This is a genomic window from Pseudomonas sp. PA15(2017), from assembly GCF_001945395.1.
GTDB lineage: Bacteria > Pseudomonadota > Gammaproteobacteria > Pseudomonadales > Pseudomonadaceae > Aquipseudomonas.
This window is the reverse complement of sequence record NZ_MSXV01000010.1, coordinates 132,346-148,412: the sequence shown is the minus strand read 5'-3', so window position 1 is coordinate 148,412 and position 16,067 is coordinate 132,346. Positions and strand designations below refer to the sequence as shown.

Annotated in this window: 16 protein-coding genes and 2 pseudogenes; 8 read left to right on the top strand and 10 right to left on the bottom strand. The window is 63.9% G+C overall.

Annotation, left to right across the window (positions count from 1 at the left end; genetic code table 11):
• Positions 1 to 371: 371 nt before the first annotated feature.
• Positions 372 to 1,262, bottom strand: a complete 891-nt coding sequence (locus BVH03_RS04640) for an MBL fold metallo-hydrolase (RefSeq protein ID WP_075960073.1) — start codon at positions 1,260 to 1,262, stop codon at positions 372 to 374.
• Between the two features lie 214 nt (positions 1,263 to 1,476).
• On the opposite strand from BVH03_RS04640, the pseudogene BVH03_RS04635 reads away from it, so the two are divergent.
• Both BVH03_RS04635 and BVH03_RS04630 read left to right on the top strand, forming a co-directional pair.
• A pseudogene (locus tag BVH03_RS04635) lies at positions 1,477 to 1,779 on the top strand (NYN domain-containing protein); the annotation flags it as partial.
• Positions 1,780 to 1,956: 177 nt separating this feature from the next.
• Positions 1,957 to 2,467 (top strand): annotated as a pseudogene (locus BVH03_RS04630) (transposase).
• Positions 2,468 to 2,641: 174 nt separating this feature from the next.
• Here the strand turns inward: BVH03_RS04630 and BVH03_RS04625 are convergent.
• The 3 genes from BVH03_RS04625 to BVH03_RS04615 all read right to left on the bottom strand — a co-directional run bounded on the left by BVH03_RS04625 (position 2,642) and on the right by BVH03_RS04615 (position 5,842).
• Complete coding sequence (locus BVH03_RS04625; RefSeq protein WP_075960072.1) at positions 2,642 to 4,141, bottom strand: CoA-acylating methylmalonate-semialdehyde dehydrogenase; 1,500 nt, start codon at positions 4,139 to 4,141, stop codon at positions 2,642 to 2,644.
• 67 nt (positions 4,142 to 4,208) lie between these two features.
• Positions 4,209 to 4,496 carry a cupin domain-containing protein gene (locus BVH03_RS04620; protein WP_075960071.1) on the bottom strand — a complete coding sequence of 96 codons (288 nt, stop codon included), beginning with the start codon at positions 4,494 to 4,496 and terminating at the stop codon, positions 4,209 to 4,211.
• Positions 4,496 to 5,842 (bottom strand): aspartate aminotransferase family protein, encoded by a 1,347-nt coding sequence (locus BVH03_RS04615; RefSeq protein WP_075960070.1) that lies wholly within the window; start codon positions 5,840 to 5,842, stop codon positions 4,496 to 4,498. The genes BVH03_RS04620 and BVH03_RS04615 overlap by 1 nt, the downstream gene beginning before the upstream one ends.
• Positions 5,843 to 6,034: 192 nt before the next feature.
• Between BVH03_RS04615 and BVH03_RS04610 the strand changes: the two genes are divergently transcribed.
• Positions 6,035 to 6,955 carry a LysR family transcriptional regulator gene (locus BVH03_RS04610; RefSeq protein WP_075960069.1) on the top strand — a complete coding sequence of 307 codons (921 nt, stop codon included), beginning with the start codon at positions 6,035 to 6,037 and terminating at the stop codon, positions 6,953 to 6,955.
• On the opposite strand, the gene BVH03_RS04605 is transcribed toward BVH03_RS04610, so the two are convergent.
• Both BVH03_RS04605 and BVH03_RS04600 read right to left on the bottom strand, forming a co-directional pair.
• A complete protein-coding gene (locus BVH03_RS04605) occupies positions 6,929 to 7,351 on the bottom strand; it encodes a DUF3140 domain-containing protein (protein ID WP_075960068.1) in 423 nt (140 codons plus the stop codon). The two genes, BVH03_RS04610 and BVH03_RS04605, sit on opposite strands and share 27 nt — an antisense overlap.
• On the bottom strand, positions 7,348 to 7,866 hold the full coding sequence (locus tag BVH03_RS04600; RefSeq protein ID WP_075960067.1) for a hypothetical protein: 519 nt from the start codon (positions 7,864 to 7,866) through the stop codon (positions 7,348 to 7,350). Before BVH03_RS04600 ends, BVH03_RS04605 begins: the two co-directional genes overlap by 4 nt.
• A gap of 186 nt (positions 7,867 to 8,052) precedes the next feature.
• Here BVH03_RS04600 and BVH03_RS04595 point away from each other — a divergent pair, with 186 nt between their 5' ends.
• The 4 genes from BVH03_RS04595 (at position 8,053) to BVH03_RS04580 (ending at position 11,300) form a co-directional block, all read left to right on the top strand.
• Positions 8,053 to 8,976, top strand: coding sequence for an aldo/keto reductase (locus BVH03_RS04595; RefSeq protein WP_075960066.1), 924 nt, complete (start codon positions 8,053 to 8,055; stop codon positions 8,974 to 8,976).
• Between the two features lie 110 nt (positions 8,977 to 9,086).
• On the top strand, positions 9,087 to 9,746 hold the full coding sequence (locus tag BVH03_RS04590) for a TetR/AcrR family transcriptional regulator (RefSeq protein ID WP_075960065.1): 660 nt from the start codon (positions 9,087 to 9,089) through the stop codon (positions 9,744 to 9,746).
• Complete coding sequence (locus BVH03_RS04585) at positions 9,746 to 10,333, top strand: YigZ family protein (RefSeq protein ID WP_075960064.1); 588 nt, start codon at positions 9,746 to 9,748, stop codon at positions 10,331 to 10,333. Before BVH03_RS04590 ends, BVH03_RS04585 begins: the two co-directional genes overlap by 1 nt.
• 34 nt (positions 10,334 to 10,367) lie before the next feature.
• On the top strand, positions 10,368 to 11,300 hold the full coding sequence (locus BVH03_RS04580; protein ID WP_075960063.1) for a 2-hydroxyacid dehydrogenase: 933 nt from the start codon (positions 10,368 to 10,370) through the stop codon (positions 11,298 to 11,300).
• A gap of 194 nt (positions 11,301 to 11,494) precedes the next feature.
• On the opposite strand, the gene BVH03_RS04575 is transcribed toward BVH03_RS04580, so the two are convergent.
• The 4 genes from BVH03_RS04575 to BVH03_RS04560 form a co-directional block, all read right to left on the bottom strand.
• Positions 11,495 to 11,788 (bottom strand): YceK/YidQ family lipoprotein, encoded by a 294-nt coding sequence (locus BVH03_RS04575; RefSeq protein ID WP_075960062.1) that lies wholly within the window; start codon positions 11,786 to 11,788, stop codon positions 11,495 to 11,497.
• Positions 11,781 to 12,413 carry a flavin prenyltransferase UbiX gene (gene ubiX, locus BVH03_RS04570; protein ID WP_075960061.1) on the bottom strand — a complete coding sequence of 211 codons (633 nt, stop codon included), beginning with the start codon at positions 12,411 to 12,413 and terminating at the stop codon, positions 11,781 to 11,783. The genes BVH03_RS04575 and ubiX overlap by 8 nt, the downstream gene beginning before the upstream one ends.
• 2 nt (positions 12,414 to 12,415) lie before the next feature.
• Complete coding sequence (gene mpl / locus BVH03_RS04565; protein WP_075960060.1) at positions 12,416 to 13,768, bottom strand: UDP-N-acetylmuramate:L-alanyl-gamma-D-glutamyl-meso-diaminopimelate ligase; 1,353 nt, start codon at positions 13,766 to 13,768, stop codon at positions 12,416 to 12,418.
• Positions 13,769 to 13,857: 89 nt separating this feature from the next.
• Complete coding sequence (locus BVH03_RS04560) at positions 13,858 to 14,733, bottom strand: LysR substrate-binding domain-containing protein (protein WP_075960059.1); 876 nt, start codon at positions 14,731 to 14,733, stop codon at positions 13,858 to 13,860.
• A 122-nt stretch (positions 14,734 to 14,855) separates the two neighbouring features.
• Here BVH03_RS04560 and BVH03_RS04555 point away from each other — a divergent pair, with 122 nt between their 5' ends.
• Positions 14,856 to 16,055: a 2-aminoethylphosphonate--pyruvate transaminase gene (locus BVH03_RS04555; protein ID WP_075960058.1), complete on the top strand. Its 1,200-nt coding sequence runs from the start codon at positions 14,856 to 14,858 to the stop codon at positions 16,053 to 16,055.
• Positions 16,056 to 16,067: the final 12 nt, after the last annotated feature.

Here is a 16,067-nt window from a genome sequence, read left to right as displayed (position 1 = left end):
AGCGCTATGCCATTGGCACGTCCGTTTGAAATTTCTAGATGAAAATCGCGACTGGCGCTGATGTAACCTCACATGTTTGGAGGCAATGCGTCACTTTCGATTGAAAAGGCGCCACGTTCACCACAAACCGCCGCCTGTTGCAGTTCGCAGCCGGCCAAGGCATCGTCCAGGCTGGTGCAACTATGGGAAACACTGCACAACCTTGGACAGGCCCTCAGAGCGCTCACAAAAAACGCCCATTTTGCCTGCCGAGGCTTATGCCAGAGCGGTCGATTTAACAATACTGTAGTTATAAGAGCAGAGCTGGTGGCGTTGTAACCGGTAACAACATCACCCGGCATCTGCGATGCCGGGTGATGCCTCTTGCGGCCTTATTGCGGCCACTTCACCTCGCCCTTGATCACCTGGGCACTCAGCTCCAGAGACGACTCGTCAGCCAGGTCCGGGTAGCGCTTGCGCATGGCCGCGATCAACTGCGCCGAATCCTTGGCCTTGCCGGCCTCCTCCTCGAACGCCCGCAGGTACTCGCGGGTCGCGGCAACGGTCTGCGGCGAATCCGGCAGGCTGCCATCGGCGTTGGCCAGGTAATGGCCGGGCACCACGCGGCTCGGTTTCAGCGCATCGATGGCCGCCAGGGTCGCCAGCCAGTCGCGGCGCGATTGCACGGTCTGGGTATCAGCCATCCACACATGGATATTGGCCGATACAGGGATGCCGCCGACCACCGTCTTCAGCGCCGGAATCCACACGAAGGTACGCGCCGGCTCCGGCCCGCGAATTTCCAGCACCTGGCCATCCACGGTCAGCTTCGGCGCCTTCAGCGCTTCGGGCACCACCAGCGCCTGCGGCGCATTGCCCTCCATGATCGGCCCCCAGTGCGCCAGCTTGCCGTCTTTGCTCGCCTCGATGGCGGCCACCGTCTCGGCAGTGGCGACGATCTTCGCGTCAGGGAAGGCGCGGTGGATCACATCCAGCCCAAAGTAATAATCCGGGTCGCTATGGCTGATATACACGGTGGTCAGCTTCTTGCCGGTCGCGCGCACCTTGTCGACCAGCGCCTGGGCATCGTCACGCTGGAACTGCGCATCGATCAACACCGCCTCGGTAGGCCCGGAGACGATCTGCGCCGACACCGGGAAAACCGACTTCGCACCGGGGTTGTAAACCTCCAGCTGCAGCGGCTCAGCCGCCACCACCTGACCGGCCACCGCCAGCACGGCACTGCCTAACAACAAAGGACGCAACAGACGGAGAGCTTTCATGGCATGGCCTCGCAAGGGAAAGTGCAAGCCATCATAGAGAATCAGATAGGTTCGAAATACGGCCTAGGGTGCAATGGTTTGTTGCGTGTTTTGACGCAAATAGCAGCTCTGTCTTGGCGGGTAGCTCGCCCATGCGACTAAAAGCCATCCACACTCGGTGGCGCACCGCCAGTATTTCGCAGTAAGGTCGGCCATCGCCTCTCAAGGAAGAACCCTGGCCAGCAAGAACGTGCCTGCCGCCCATCAAAAGTACCTCGCCGTCCTCATCGACGCCGACAACGCCCCCGCCGCCATCGTCGAAGGTCTTTTCGAAGAAATCGCCAAATACGGTGTTGCCAGCGTCAAACGCATCTACGGCGACTGGACACTGCCCAACCTGGGCGGCTGGAAGAAAGTACTGCTCGACCACTCCATCCAACCGATTCAGCAGTTCGCCTATACCAAGGGCAAGACCGCTACTGACAGCTCGCTGATCATCGACACTATGGATCTGCTCTATACCCGGCGCTTCGCGGGCATGGCCCGCTCCCACTGTTGGAGCGCCCACAATTGCCGCCTACCCTCTCCCATCGCCATAGCCACAGTTCGTAGCCTGGGTTGAGCAGCGCGATACCCAGGAAAACTATCCCGGGTATCGCTTCGCTCAACCCGGGCTACATTGGAATGGTTTGTCTTCTGCAAGGGACTGCAGGCAATGGTGCTGTATCGCCGCGACAAAGCGCCGGGCGCTACCTGGTTCTTCACGCTCAATCTGGCAGATCGCCGCCGCGACTTGCTGACCGCACATATTGATTTACTGCGCGGTAGCTTCCGGCATGTGATGCGCCTTCATCCGTGGCGCGTTGACGCCATCGTCATCCTTCCCGATCACCTGCACGCCCTGTGTAACCTGCCACCGCGCGATGCGGATTTCGCCTTACGCTGGCGGCTTATCAAGAGCCCTGCCGAGCAGCGAACGGATATCCGCAAGCCGTCAGCGCAAGGGCGAGCGAGGCATATGGCAGCAGCGTTTCTGGGAACACCGGATTCGTGACGACGAGGACTTCGCCCGGCATGTCGATTACATCCACCACAACCCGCGCAAGCATGGGCATGTCGAGCGGGTGGTTGATTGGCCATGGTCGTCGTTTCACCGGTATGTGGCGGCAGGGTTGTTGCCGGCGGATTGGGCGGGCAGCGGGGACGATGAGATCGTTTACGGGTGAGAGGTTGTAGGTGCTTTGAAAATCATCCCCGGGGGTCGCTTCGCTCGACGCCGGGCTACGAGTCGCCTATAGCCTGCGGTTGAGCGTAGCGATACCCAGAAATTGCCGACGCATTTATCACCACCAATAAAAAGGCCGATCAACCGATCGGCCTTTTCGCTCCCTCACCCCACCTCAGCTATTGCTGGGAAACGCAAACTGCGCCGCCTCGTGGGTCTTGCGCTGCGGCCAGCGCTGGGTGATCGACTTGCGGCGGGTGTAGAAGCGCACACCGTCCGGGCCGTAGGCGTGCAGGTCGCCGAACAGCGAGCGCTTCCAGCCGCCGAAGCTGTGGTAGGCCACCGGCACCGGCAGCGGCACGTTGACGCCGACCATGCCCACCTCGATCTCGTCGCAGAACAGCCGCGCCGCTTCGCCGTCGCGGGTGAAGATGCAGGTGCCGTTACCGTACTCATGGTCGTTGATCAGCTTCATGGCAGTTTCCAGGCTGTCCACACGGACGATGCACAGCACCGGGCCGAAGATTTCGTCGGTGTAGATGCTCATGTCCGCGGTCACCCGGTCGAACAGGCTGCCGCCTAAGAAGAAGCCGCTTTCATTGCCGGACACGCTCAGGCCGCGACCGTCGACCACCAGTTGGGCGCCAGCGGCGACGCCGGCATCGATGTAGCCGGTGACCTTGTCCTTCGCCGCCGCGGTAACCAGAGGGCCCATGTCCAGGCCGCACTGGGTGCCAGCGCCAATCTTCAGGGCCATGATCTGCGGCACGATGCGCTCGACCAGGGCGTCGGCGATCTGGTCGCCCACGCACACGGCCACCGAGATGGCCATGCAGCGCTCGCCGCAGGAGCCGTAGGCGGCGCCCATCAGGGCGCTGACGGCGTTGTCCAGTTCAGCGTCGGGCATCAGCACCGCGTGGTTCTTGGCGCCGCCCAGGGCCTGCACGCGTTTGCCGTGCTTGCTGCCTTCGGCGTAGATGTATTCGGCAATCGGCGTCGAGCCGACGAAGCTCAGGGCTTTGACTTCCGGCGCCTGGATCAGCGCGTCCACGGCGCTCTTGTCGCCGTGCACCACGTTGAGCACGCCATTCGGCAGGCCGGCTTCGTGGAGCAGCTGGGCGATGTACAGGGTGGAGCTGGGGTCGCGCTCGGACGGTTTGAGGATGAAGCAGTTGCCGCAAACGATGGCCAGCGGGTACATCCACAGCGGCACCATGGCCGGGAAGTTGAACGGGGTGATGCCGGCGACCACGCCGACCGGCTGGAAGTCGCTCCAGGCATCGATGTTGGGGCCGACGTTGCGGGTGTATTCACCCTTGAGGATTTCCGGTGCCGAGCAGGCGTACTCGACGTTCTCGATACCGCGCTTGAGCTCGCCGGCAGCGTCTTCGAGGGTCTTGCCGTGTTCTTCGGCGATCAGCTTGGCGATGGCGTCTTCGTGCTGCTCGAGCAACTGCTTGAAGCGGAACATCACCTGGGCGCGCTTGGCCGGTGGCGTGTTGCGCCAGGCCGGAAAGGCCTGTTTGGCCGAGTCGATGGCCTGCTGCACAGTGGCCACGTCGGCCAGGGCGACGCGGCGAATCGCCTCGCCGGTGGCCGGGTTGAACACGTCGGCGCTGCGGCCGCCCTGGCCGTCGGTGAGTTGGCCATGGATCAGATGCTGGATGGTGGTCATTGAGTCCTCCGAATGCTGTTCGCTTGGGCGGCTACGATGCAGGCCGCTGCCGCAGGAAATAGGGTTGTCACTTGAGTTCGGTTTCGACGAAAACCACTTCGTGGTCGCTGGCGTTGACCACGTTGTGCTCGACGCCCGCCTTGCGGAAGTAGCTCTGGCCGGCGACCAGCGTCGCGTGCCTGTCACCGTCCGGGGTTTCCAGCAGCAGGGTGCCGTCGGTCATCGGCACCACCACATAGTCGTAGCCATGGCGGTGGCGGCCGGTTTCGGCGCCCGGTGCGAAGCGCCACTCGGTGACGATCACCTCGTCGTTGTCCACCTGCACGGTGGCCACCGCGTGTTGTCGACCGGCCATCAATCGATGCCTTGCAGGGCGTCGCCGACAGCGCTGAACACGCGGTCGAGGTCTTCGATCCTGGCGTTGAACATCGGCCCGAACTGCAGGCCGTCGCCGCCGAAGCGCACGTAGAAACCGGCCTTCCACAGGGCGATACCGGCCTCGTACGGGCGGATGGTCGGATCGCCGTCACGGGGCGCCAGCTGGATCGCCCCGGCCAGGCCGCAGTTGCGGATGTCGACCACGTGCTTGGCGCCCTTGAGGCCATGGATGGCGTTCTCGAACTTGGGCGCCAGCTCCGCGGCCTGCTGAATCAGGTTCTCGCGCTTGAGCAGCTCCAGTGAAGCCAGGCCGGCGGCGCAGGCCACCGGGTGAGCGGAATAGGTGTAGCCGTGGGTGAATTCGATCATGTGCTCGGGCGTTGGCTGGCCCATGAAGGTCTGGTAGATCTCGCGGCTGGCGATCACCGCACCCAGGGGGATGGCGCCGTTGGTGATCTGCTTGGCGACGTTGAGGATGTCCGGCGTCACGCCGAAGTACTCGGCGCCGGTCCACTTGCCCATGCGCCCGAAGGCGGTGATGACTTCGTCGAAGATCAGCAGGATGTTGTGCTGGGTGCAGATCTCGCGCAGGCGCTGCAGGTAGCCTGCCGGCGGCACGATGACACCGGCCGAGCCGGACATCGGCTCGACGATCACCGCGGCGATGTTCGAGGCATCGTGCAGTTCGATCAGCTTGAGCAATTCATTGGCCAGTTCGACGCCACCAGTCTCGGCTGCGCCCCGGGTGAACGCCATGCCCGGCTGCAGGGTGTGCGGCAGGTGATCGACGTCCATCAACTGGCCGTAGATCTTGCGGTTGCCACTGATGCCACCGAGGCTGGTGCCGGCGATGTTCACGCCGTGATAGCCGCGGGCGCGGCCGATGAACTTGGTCTTGCTGGCCTGGCCCTTGAGGCGCCAGTAGGCCTTGGCCATCTTCACCGCGGTGTCGGCGCACTCGGAACCCGAACCGGTGAAGAACACATGGTTGAGCTCGCCGGGCATCAGGTCGGCCATCTGCTCGGCCAGCTTGAACGACAGCGGGTGGGCGTACTGGAAGCCCGGCGAATAGTCGAGGGTGCCGAGCTGCTTGGCGACCGCTTCCTGAATCTCCTGGCGGCAATGGCCGGCGCCGCAGGTCCACAGGCCGGACAGGCTATCGTAGATCTGGCGACCGGAATCGTCGGTCAGCCAGCTGCCTTGGCCGGCGACGATGATCCGCGGGTCGCGCTGGAAGCTGCGGTTGGCGGAAAACGGCATCCAGTGGGCGTCCAGCTTCAGTTGGCTGGCCACGGGCGGCGTGGCGGTCTGCGGCATGTTCATGGCGGTGGCCTCGTGAGGGTGATGTGCCCGGTGTGGTCGCAACAGTTATCGGGAGCTCGAAACTGCCATTCGCGGGCATGGCCCGCTCCCACTCAGTTAAGACTGCATAGGTCAGTTGTCAGCCAAGGTGCCACAGGCATAAAGTCACTCAAACCCGACTCTTCGAATCCTCAGTTCACTGGTGACTAAACAATGAGCGCCCGACGCCCCGAGCCCCTCGCCCAGGTCAGCGACTTCGATATCCGCCTGCTCAAACTGTTTCGCGGCGTAGTCGAGTGCGGCGGCTTTTCCGCCGCGGAAAGCGTGCTGGGCATTGGCCGCTCGGCGATCAGCCAGCAGATGAGCGATCTGGAACAGCGCCTCGGCCTGCGCCTGTGCCAGCGTGGCCGCGCCGGTTTCGCGCTGACCGAGGAAGGCCGCGAGGTGTACCAGTCTACCCAGCAACTGTTGGCGGCGCTGGAGAGCTTTCGCACCGAGGTCAACGGCCTGCACCAGCACCTGCGTGGCGAGTTGAACATCGGCCTGACCGACAACCTGGTGACGGTGCCGCACATGCGCATCACCGGCGCCCTCGCCCGCCTCAAGGCGCTGGGGCCGGACGTGCGAGTGAATATCCGCATGACGCCGCCCAGTGAGGTCGAGCAAGGCGTGCTCGACGGGCGCCTGCATGTCGGCGTGGTGCCGATGGTCGGCGGCCTGTCCGGCCTGGATTACCAGCCGCTGTACGACGAGCGCTCGCTGCTTTACTGCGCCGTCGGCCACCCGCTGTTCTACGTCGACGACCGCGAACTGCCGGACGACCGCCTTAACGCCCAGGACGCCATTGCACCGACTTTCCGCCTGCCGCCGGAAATCCAGAACCACTACGGCGTGCTCAACTGCACCGCCAGCGCTTCGGATCGCGAAGGCATGGCGTTTCTGATCCTCACTGGGCGCTATATCGGTTACCTGCCCGACCACTATGCCGAGGCGTGGATCAAGGAGGGCCGCCTGCGTGCGTTGAAGGCCAGCTCGCGCTTCTACGACATCAGCCTGGCTTCGGTGACCCGCAAGGGCCGGCGGCCGCATCTGGTGCTGGAGAGTTTTCTACAGGAATTGGCGGCTAGCGCCTGACGCACGGTCGCAGGCCCGGGGGGTGTTCCAGCCCTTGAGCGGGTCGTGGCCCCAGTTCATCAGCGACTGGCGCCAGCGGCTGTCCTTCAGGTCACCGGCCGGGCGCTGCCTGAGATGGCGATGCACGTAGCCGATCACCTTGCGCATCGCCTGGTAGTCGTCCGCCTCCAATTGAGCGACGCGTTTACCCTTGATTTCCAGAATGCGCTCGCCCATCCGGTGGCCGACCGACTTGCCATCGCCAGTGGATGCGACCTTGCGCCCACCCTTGGTCATGCCCACGCGTTTGCTGTCAGCGGCCTGCAACCAGCGACGCAGGCGTGCTGGCGGCATGTTTACCGCGCCCTTGAAATCACTGCGAATGGCTTTCTTCTGCGCCTCGCTCAACTCGCTCATTTGCCGCCCTCCTTTTCCAGCGCTTTGACCAACTCATCCTTCTTCATCCGCGAGCGGCCGCGAATGTTCTTGCTCGCGGCGCGCTTCATCAACTCCACCTTGGTCAGCCCATGGAGGGCCGGCGTGCGATGGTTGGCAGCCTTCTTGGCGACGTCCTCTGGCTGCCTCGAGTGTTGGCGTCCGGCACGGCTGTCCGCGCGTTTCTTGCGGGTGCTACGCGCGTAGTCCTTGTCGCTCAGTTGATCGCGGGCGTTCTTTGGCAGGTAGCGTTCGCCGGTTTCGCCGGACGGCTTGCCGGACTTGGTGTCCCAGTCCTGCTCGGTCCACTGGTGCAGGCCATTGTCCTGCCGCTTGCCGCCTTCGTAGCCGCCGCCCTCCTGCTGATAAAGCTGCACGGCGAGCTGCGCCTTGCGTGCCGACCACTGGCCCGGCTTGCCGCCCTTATCGCCCTTGGTGACGCGCTGCTTCACCTTGCCCCACAGTTTGGGGTCGGTCTTCTTCGCGGTACTGCTCATGGGGCATCCTCGCGGTTGGCTGTCCTGATAGATGACCGCGCCAGCGCGAGCGCCGTTGCCAGTGACGGACAAACGGAGCGCCGCACGGCGGACACACCAGGTAACAAGTCATGGCACCGATGAGCACGATCAGCAGGGGTGGCCGACTAGTCTCTCCTGTTTACCTTCTCGACAACGGAGCACGCCATGCCCAGCCGTCGCCACTTCCTGCAGGGCAGCGCTGCCCTGATGACGCTCGCGGCCAGCAGCCAGCTGCTGCCCGGCTTCGCCTTCGCCGCCAACCCCGCCCCGGTGCTGCAGCGCAAGATTCCATCCAGCGGCGAGAGCCTGCCGGTGATCGGCATGGGCACCTCGCAAACCTTCAACGTGAGCCTCGACAACGCCAGCCTGAAACCACTCGACGAGGTGGTGCGGGCCTTCATCAATGGCGGCGGCACGCTGATCGATACCGCGCCCAGCTACGGCAGCGCCGAAGCGGTAACCGGCGAGCTGCTCAAGCGCACCAGGACCCAGGGTAAGGCGTTTCTTGCCTCCAAGCTGTCGAGCACTGGCCGCGAGCGTGGCCTGGCGCAGTTCGAGGCCAGCCTCGAGGCACTGCAGACCGACAAGATGGATCTGCTGCAAGTGCACAACCTGCAGGACACCACCACCCAGCTGGCCTTGGCCCGCGAGCTGCGCGAACAAGGCAAGGTGCGCTACATCGGCATCACCCATTACATCGAGTCGGCCCACGACGACCTGCTGGCCGTGCTCGCCAAGGAGAAGGTGGATTTCGTGCAGCTCAACTATTCGGTGGGCGAGCGCAATGCCGAAAAGCGCCTGCTGCCCTACTGCCGCGACAACGGCATCGCCACGCTGATCAACCGGCCATTCCAGCGCGCGCAATTGCTCGGTCGGGTCAAGGGCAAGTCGCTGCCGGAATGGGCCAACGAGATCGATGCCACGTCCTGGGCGCAGCTGCTGCTCAAGTTCATCCTCGCCGACGAGGCCGTAACGGCAGTGATTCCTGCCACCTCCAACCCGCGTTACGTGGTCGACAATCTGCGCGCCGGCCAGGGCCGCCTGCCGGATGCCGAGCTGCGCGAGCGTATCGTCCAGGCGTTCAGTTGATCTTCAGGGTGTCGGCGGACATGCACAGGGCTCCCCCGGCGCTTGTCACGCCCGCTGTGGTGGAGTATTTCTGCATACGCTGAATTCCTCGATCACCACGGAAGCCCTCGATGTCCCTTGACGCCCTCGCCCCCGCCACCACATCCGGCAAACCGACCGGCCGTATCCGGCAGAAGAACGAAGAAGCGATCATCGCGGCTGCCGAGGAAGAGTTCGCCCGGCACGGCTTCAAGGGCACCAGCATGAACACCATCGCCCAGGCGGTGGGCCTGCCCAAGGCCAACCTGCACTATTACTTCAGCAGCAAGCAGGGCCTGTACCTGGCCGTGCTGAGCAACATCCTCGCGCTGTGGGACAGCGCCTTCGACAGCCTCAGCGTCGACGACCAGCCGGCCGAGTCGCTGGAGCGTTACATCCGCGCCAAGATGGAATATTCGCGCCGCTACCCCAAGGCGTCGCGCATCTTCGCCATGGAAGTGATCAGCGGCGGCGCCTTCCTGTCCCAGCATTTCGGCAAGGATCACCAGACCTGGTTTCGCGAGCGCGCGGCGATCTTCGAGCAGTGGATCGCCGCCGGCAAGATGGATCCGGTCGACCCCATGAACCTGATCCTGCTGATTTGGAGCAGCACCCAGTACCACGCCGACTTCGCCTCGGAAATCTGTCGGGTCACCGGCCGCTCGCGCCTGACCAAGCCCGATTACCAGGCCGCTGCGGACAACATGGTGCTCATCATCCTCAAGGGTTGCGGACTGAAGCCAAGCCTCTGATGCCTTACCTGCTACTCGCGCCTTGCGACTACCGCGAGGAAATCCGCAAGAGTCGCTTCCTCGCCCAGGCCCGCGCCGTCAGCAGCACGGCGCAGGCCCAGGCGTTCATCGAACAGGTCAGCGACCCGAGCGCCTCGCACAACTGCTGGGCCTGGAAGATTGGTCAGCAGTACCGTTTCAGCGACGATGGCGAGCCCGGCGGCACCGCCGGCCGGCCGATTCTCGCCGCTATCGAAGGCCAGGGTTTCGACGGCGTGGCCGTGGTGGTGACGCGCTGGTACGGCGGCATCCAGCTCGGCACCGGCGGCCTGGCCCGCGCCTACGGCGGCAGCGCCAACAAGTGCCTGCAGAACGCCGAGCGCCAGGAGCAGGTGCCGCGCACCACCTGCGCCTGCCATTGCGGTTTCACCGAGTTGGCCCTGTTCAAGTCGCGCCTGGCGGAATTCGACGCCGTGCTGGAGCAGGAGCACTTCGATGCCGAGGGCGCCGAGCTGCACCTTGCCGTTGCGCAACATCAGATCGACGCCCTGCAGCGCCTGCTTGCCGATATCAGCCGCGGGCGCAGCACCCTGCGTATCATCGAGTGACCGCCATCAGCCGCCCACTTGCCATGGAGCATCTATGAAGCCGCACCTGCTGATTCTCAACCCGCTAAGCGAAAGCAGCCTGGCGCGCATAGCCGAGCACTACCGGGTAACCCACGCGCCCGGCGCAGAAGCCCGCGAGATGGCCATCGCCGCGCACGGCGACAGCGTGCAGGCGGTGCTGACCATCGGCACCATCGGCCTGACCGGCGAAGAGATCGCCCGCCTGCCCCTGCTCGGCTTCATCGGCACTCTGGGCGTGGGCTACGAAAAGGTCGACCTCGACGCCGCCCGCGCCCGCGGCATCGCCCTGAGCAACGGTGCAGGCAGCAACGCCAGCTGCGTCGCCGATCACGCAATGGCTCTGCTGCTGGCGGCGATTCGCGACGTACGCCGGCTGGATAACGCCTGCCGTGCCGGCATCTGGCGCGACGCCCTGCCGATGACCGACGGCGTCAACGGCAAGCGTCTGGGCATCCTCGGCCTCGGCGCCATCGGCGAGCAGCTGGTCCGCCGCGCGGCAGCCTTCGACATGCCGGTGGGCTACCACAACCGCTCGCCAAAAGCGGACAGCCCCCACCGGTATTTCGCCAGCGTGCTGGAGTTGGCGCAGTGGTGCGATTGCCTGGTGATCGCCATTCCTGGCGGCGCCACGACCCATCACCTGATCGGCGCCGACGTACTCGATGCATTGGGCCCCCGGGGTTATCTGGTCAACGTGGCACGCGGCAGCGTGGTGGACACCGCCGCGCTGGGCGTCGCACTGCGCGAAAAGCGCATCCGCGCCGCGGCACTGGATGTGTACGAGAGCGAGCCGCTGCCACCTGCCGAGCTGCTCGACCTCGACAACCTGACCATCACGCCGCACGTGGGCGGCAACTCCCCCCAGGCACTGGAGCAATCGCTGAGCCAGTTTCTCGACAACATAGGCCGGCATTTCCGCGGTGAGCGACTGCTGACGCCGATCTGAGAGTCTTTTAGGCGACGTAAAGAGGCTGCTGCAAGGCAGAAGCGGACATCACTGATCCATTGTGGGAGCGGGCCATGCCCGCGAAAAATCACGGGCATGGCCCGTTCCCACAAGATAGGTGGACGACCGCTCCCGCCACTTTGCAGCCAAGGCGATGAAATCGAGCCGAAAGATCGTGAACGGTCTTTCTTGCCTCAGCCGCCGCCCCTGACCTGCAAGCCGATGCCCAGTGCCTTGGCCAGCGACAGCGGTAACAGCAGGGTATCGAGCAAGGCGCTGGCCGGCAGGTCGACGGCAGCGTAGCGCGGCGCCTCGGCACCGAAGCGCTCTACCGGGCAGCAGCCGCCTTGCAATGCGTACCAGTCCAGCCGCGTGCCGGCGTACACCACGGGTGCGCCGGGCTGGTTGGCGTCAAGGGTGCGCGCGGTGGCGCAGCCGCCGAGTTGCAGGCAGGCGAGCAGCAGGAGCCAGCCGGCGGATCTAGTCATCGCCACTGTTGAGGTGATGCTCGCCCCAGCGCGGCAGCATGTCCTGGGGGATGTTCAGGCAGTTGAGAATACGCGCGACGACGAAGTCGACCAGGTCGTCCAGGGTCTGCGGCTGGTGGTAGAAACCCGGCGAGGCCGGCAGGATGGTCGCGCCCAGGTTGGAGAGCTTGAGCATGTTCTCCAGATGGATGCTCGAATACGGCGCCTCACGCGGCACCAGGATCAACTGGCGGCGCTCCTTGAGGGCCACGTCGGCGGCGCGCTCGATCAGGTTGTTGCAGGCGCCGGTGGCGATGGCCGACAGGGTGCCGGTGCTGCATGGCACCACTACCATGGCCGACGGCGCGCCGGAGCCGGAAGCCACCGGCGCCATCCAGTCTTCCTTGCCGTAGACGCGGATCTGCCCGTCGGTGGCGCCGGTGTACTCGGTGAGAAAGGCCTGCATGGCCTGGGGCTTGGCCGGCAGGCTGACGTCCGTCTCGGTGGCCATCACCAGTTGCGCGGCCTTGGAGATCAGGAAGTGTACTTCCCGGTCCTCACGCACCAGGCAATCGAGCAGGCGCAGGCCGTACTGGGCGCCCGAAGCGCCGGTCATGGCGAGAGTAATACGCTCTGGCCCTGCCATGTTCATACCTCCAGTGCCTTGGCCAGCTTGCCGTGCAAGCCGCCAAAACCACCGTTGCTCATGATCACCACCTGGGTGCCGGGGCGTACCCGCGCCTTCACGCCATCGATGATGGCTTCCAGGGAATCGCACACCTGGGTGGGGTTGGTGGCACCGGCAACGGTGGCCGCCAGATCCCAGCCCAGGTTCGACGGCGCGTACCAGAACACCGCATCGGCCTGCACCGCCGATTCGGCCAGACCGTCGCGGTGGGCGCCGAGCTTCATGGAGTTGGAGCGCGGCTCGATGATCGCGATGACCTGCTCGTCGCCAACCCGCTTGCGAAGGCCATCGAGGGTGGTGGCGATGGCGGTCGGGTGGTGGGCGAAGTCGTCATAGACGGTCACGCCATTCACTTCGGCGACCTTTTCCATACGCCGCTTGGCATTGATGAATCGGCCCAGCGCCTCGATGCCCAGCGCCGGCACCACGCCGACATGGCGCGCCGCCGCCAGCACGGCCAGGGCGTTGGCGACGTTGTGCTGGCCGGTCAACTGCCAGTCCACCACGCCTTCGACCTTGCCGTCGAAGCTCACCTCGAAGCGCGAGCCATCGGCGCTCAGCAGGCGCGCCTGCCATTGCCCGCCTTCACCGGTGGTCTGCACGGGCGTCCAGCAGCCCATCTGGATCACCCGCGCCAGGGCGGTTTCGCAGGCCGGATGGATGACCAGGCCTTCGCTGGGGATGATGCGCACCAGGTGATGGAACTGCCGTTCGATGGCAGCGAGATCCGGGAAGATGTCCGCGTGGTCGAACTCCAGGTTGTTGAGGATCGCGGTGCGCGGGCGGTAGTGGACGAACTTGCTGCGCTTGTCGAAGAAGGCACTGTCGTACTCGTCGGCCTCGACCACGAAGAACGGCGTGTCGCCCAGGCGTGCGGAAATTCCGAAGTTTTGCGGCACGCCGCCGATCAGGAAGCCCGGCGCCATGCCGGCGTGCTCCAGCACCCAGGCCAGCATGCTCGAGCTGCTGGTCTTGCCATGGGTGCCGGCCACCGCCATCACCCAGCGGCCCTGCAGCACGTGGTCGGCCAGCCACTGCGGGCCGGACACATAGGGCAGGCCCTGGTTGAGCACGTATTCCACCGCCGGGTTGCCACGGCTCATGGCGTTGCCGACCACCACCAGATCTGGCGCCGGCTGCAGGTGCGCCGGGTCATAGCCCTGCATCAGCTCGATGCCCTGGGCTTCGAGCTGGGTGCTCATCGGCGGGTAGACGTTGGCATCGGAGCCGGTGACGCGATGCCCCAGCGCCTTGGCCAGCACCGCAAGTGAGCCCATGAAGGTGCCGCAGATACCAAGAATATGAATGTGCATTGATGCTCTCTGAACAAGCCCTGCAACAGGTTGTGAAACAACGGACGCAGGTTAGCACAGCGCCCTCACCGAGGCCGTACACACCTGCATCAGGTGGGGGTTGTCGAGCGTACCAGCTCCAGAAAGGCCTCGATGATTCGGCGAGCGCTCTGCTCACGCAGGCACACCAGTGTTTCAGTCATGCGCTGACGGCAATCGAGGATGGGTAACGCATGCAGGCTACGGCTGTTGCCGAACTCGGCAGCCGAGACGATACCGATACCTAACCCACCCGCAACCGTTTCGAATACGGCCTCACGCCCCTCCACATCGATTGCAGAACGTAGGCGAAGCCCTTCTCGCTGAAACTCCAGCTCGATCAGGTGACGGGTCATGGAGCCCCGCTCACGCAACACCAGCGGCTGGTCATCAAGATCGGCCAGAACGATCGATTCGCGCTCAGCCAAGGGATGGTTAGAGGCGACAAAGGCCAGCAAGGACGAACTGCTCAATACGACACTAATCAGCGCCTTGTCCTGGATTGGGCGGCCTAGAACGGCGAAGTCGGCCTGGTAGGTGAACAACCGGGCAAGGGCTTCATCTGTGTTGCCGGTGACCACATTGAGGCGAATCCCCGGATAGCGTGCGTTGAATTGGCCAATGAACGGCAGCAGATGCACGGGAGAGTCTACCGCCAGCGTAAGGCTGCCAGTTTGCAGGGCGCGGGAACGCGAGAGCAACTCCTGGGCCTCTGCGGCCACCGCATACAAACGTTGAGTGACTCCGAATAGGCGCTCTCCCAGCTCGGTGAGCCGCACCGTGCGCTTGGTGCGATGAAACAGCAGCACGCCATAGTGATCCTCCAGTTTGCGCACTTGATCGGAGACGGCCGGTTGGCTGAGAAACAACCGCTCTGCCGCCCGAGTGAAGCTGCCGGTTTGCGCAACAGCATGAAAGGCCCGCAGTTGAGCATTGGAGAAAGCCATGGGCACGCTCATAAATAACTCTGGATTATGTTTAAAAAACTAGAATCGATTTTCTTCATTAATGACCAATTGTTCTAATCGACTCAAGCGCGGCGTATTGCCGCATCCTAACGGGGACAATCATGAGCCGAGCCGACTTTCTCACTGCACGACCTGCCATAGCCGCTCCTGCATTGGGCGAACCCTATTTGCTGACGCCTGGCCCACTGACCACTTCGCTGGCCACCAAGCAGTCCATGCTGCGTGATTGGGGCTCCTGGGACGGTGACTTCAATCGCATCACCGCTGAAGTACGCAGCGAGTTACTGAGCATGGCCGGTGTGGGTGATGACACCTATGCATGCGTGCCCCTACAGGGAAGTGGCACCTTTGCCGTGGAGGCGGCGCTGGCCACTGCGGTCGCCCGCGACGGAAAAATACTGGTGTTGATGAACGGCGCGTACGGTAAACGCGCCGCGCAGATACTTGACTACCTAGGGCGCTCCTACGTGGCGCTGGACAAGGGTGACTATCTTCCCCCTCAGCCAGAGGAAGTGGCCGAACTGCTCGATAGCAACCCTGAGATCAGCGATGTATTTCTGGTTCACTGCGAAACCAGTTCAGGCATTCTCAATCCGCTGCGCGAGATCGCTGAGGTGGTCAAGGCACGGGGTAAGGGGCTGATCGTCGACGCCATGAGTTCCTTCGGTGCAGTGCCCCTTACGGTCGATAAGGTGCCTTTCGACGTAGTGATTGCCTCGGCCAACAAATGCATCGAGGGCATTCCTGGCTTTGGCTTCGTGATCATTCGCCGCGCGTTGATTGAGCAGTCCAAAGGGCGGGCCCATTCGCTGAGTCTCGACCTGCTGGAGCAGTGGCAATACATGGAGCGCACCGGCCAATGGCGCTTCACACCACCGACTCACAGCGTCGTCGCGTTTCGCCAGGCCCTCGAGCAACACGCCGAAGAGGGTGGTGTGCCGGGGCGTCAGGCCCGTTACACGCGCAACCGTGAGACCCTGGTGAAGGGCATGCGAGCCATGGGTTTCCAGACATTGCTGGAAGACCGCTGGCTGTCGCCAATCATCACGACCTTTTTCAGCCCGGCCCACCCGAATTTTCAGTTCAAGCGCTTCTACGACGAGCTCAAGGCACGGCAGTTCATCATTTATCCAGGCAAGCTGACCCGCGTGGAAAGCTTTCGCATCGGCTGCATTGGCCAGATCGACGAACGCATCGTGACCCAATTGCTATGCGCCATTACCGATGCCCTGTCGGTCATGGGGGTCGATGACTGTAGCCCAACGAATGATCCCGTGCTGAGCGAGGGGCACCGCCCCTAGGGTCTGTTCCCA

Coding starts and splice junctions, on each gene's coding strand:
- BVH03_RS04585 (WP_075960064.1), top strand. CDS start 9,746: ATGCCTTACCTGCTACTCGCGCCTTGCGACTACCGCGAGGAAATCCGC.
- BVH03_RS04590 (WP_075960065.1), top strand. CDS start 9,087: ATGTCCCTTGACGCCCTCGCCCCCGCCACCACATCCGGCAAACCGACC.
- BVH03_RS04575 (WP_075960062.1), bottom strand. CDS start 11,788: ATGACTAGATCCGCCGGCTGGCTCCTGCTGCTCGCCTGCCTGCAACTC.
- ubiX (WP_075960061.1), bottom strand. CDS start 12,413: ATGGCAGGGCCAGAGCGTATTACTCTCGCCATGACCGGCGCTTCGGGC.
- BVH03_RS04580 (WP_075960063.1), top strand. CDS start 10,368: ATGAAGCCGCACCTGCTGATTCTCAACCCGCTAAGCGAAAGCAGCCTG.
- BVH03_RS04640 (WP_075960073.1), bottom strand. CDS start 1,262: ATGAAAGCTCTCCGTCTGTTGCGTCCTTTGTTGTTAGGCAGTGCCGTG.
- BVH03_RS04620 (WP_075960071.1), bottom strand. CDS start 4,496: ATGGCCGGTCGACAACACGCGGTGGCCACCGTGCAGGTGGACAACGAC.
- BVH03_RS04555 (WP_075960058.1), top strand. CDS start 14,856: ATGAGCCGAGCCGACTTTCTCACTGCACGACCTGCCATAGCCGCTCCT.
- BVH03_RS04605 (WP_075960068.1), bottom strand. CDS start 7,351: ATGAGCGAGTTGAGCGAGGCGCAGAAGAAAGCCATTCGCAGTGATTTC.
- BVH03_RS04615 (WP_075960070.1), bottom strand. CDS start 5,842: ATGAACATGCCGCAGACCGCCACGCCGCCCGTGGCCAGCCAACTGAAG.
- BVH03_RS04600 (WP_075960067.1), bottom strand. CDS start 7,866: ATGAGCAGTACCGCGAAGAAGACCGACCCCAAACTGTGGGGCAAGGTG.
- BVH03_RS04595 (WP_075960066.1), top strand. CDS start 8,053: ATGCCCAGCCGTCGCCACTTCCTGCAGGGCAGCGCTGCCCTGATGACG.
- BVH03_RS04560 (WP_075960059.1), bottom strand. CDS start 14,733: ATGGCTTTCTCCAATGCTCAACTGCGGGCCTTTCATGCTGTTGCGCAA.
- mpl (WP_075960060.1), bottom strand. CDS start 13,768: ATGCACATTCATATTCTTGGTATCTGCGGCACCTTCATGGGCTCACTT.
- BVH03_RS04625 (WP_075960072.1), bottom strand. CDS start 4,141: ATGACCACCATCCAGCATCTGATCCATGGCCAACTCACCGACGGCCAG.
- BVH03_RS04610 (WP_075960069.1), top strand. CDS start 6,035: ATGAGCGCCCGACGCCCCGAGCCCCTCGCCCAGGTCAGCGACTTCGAT.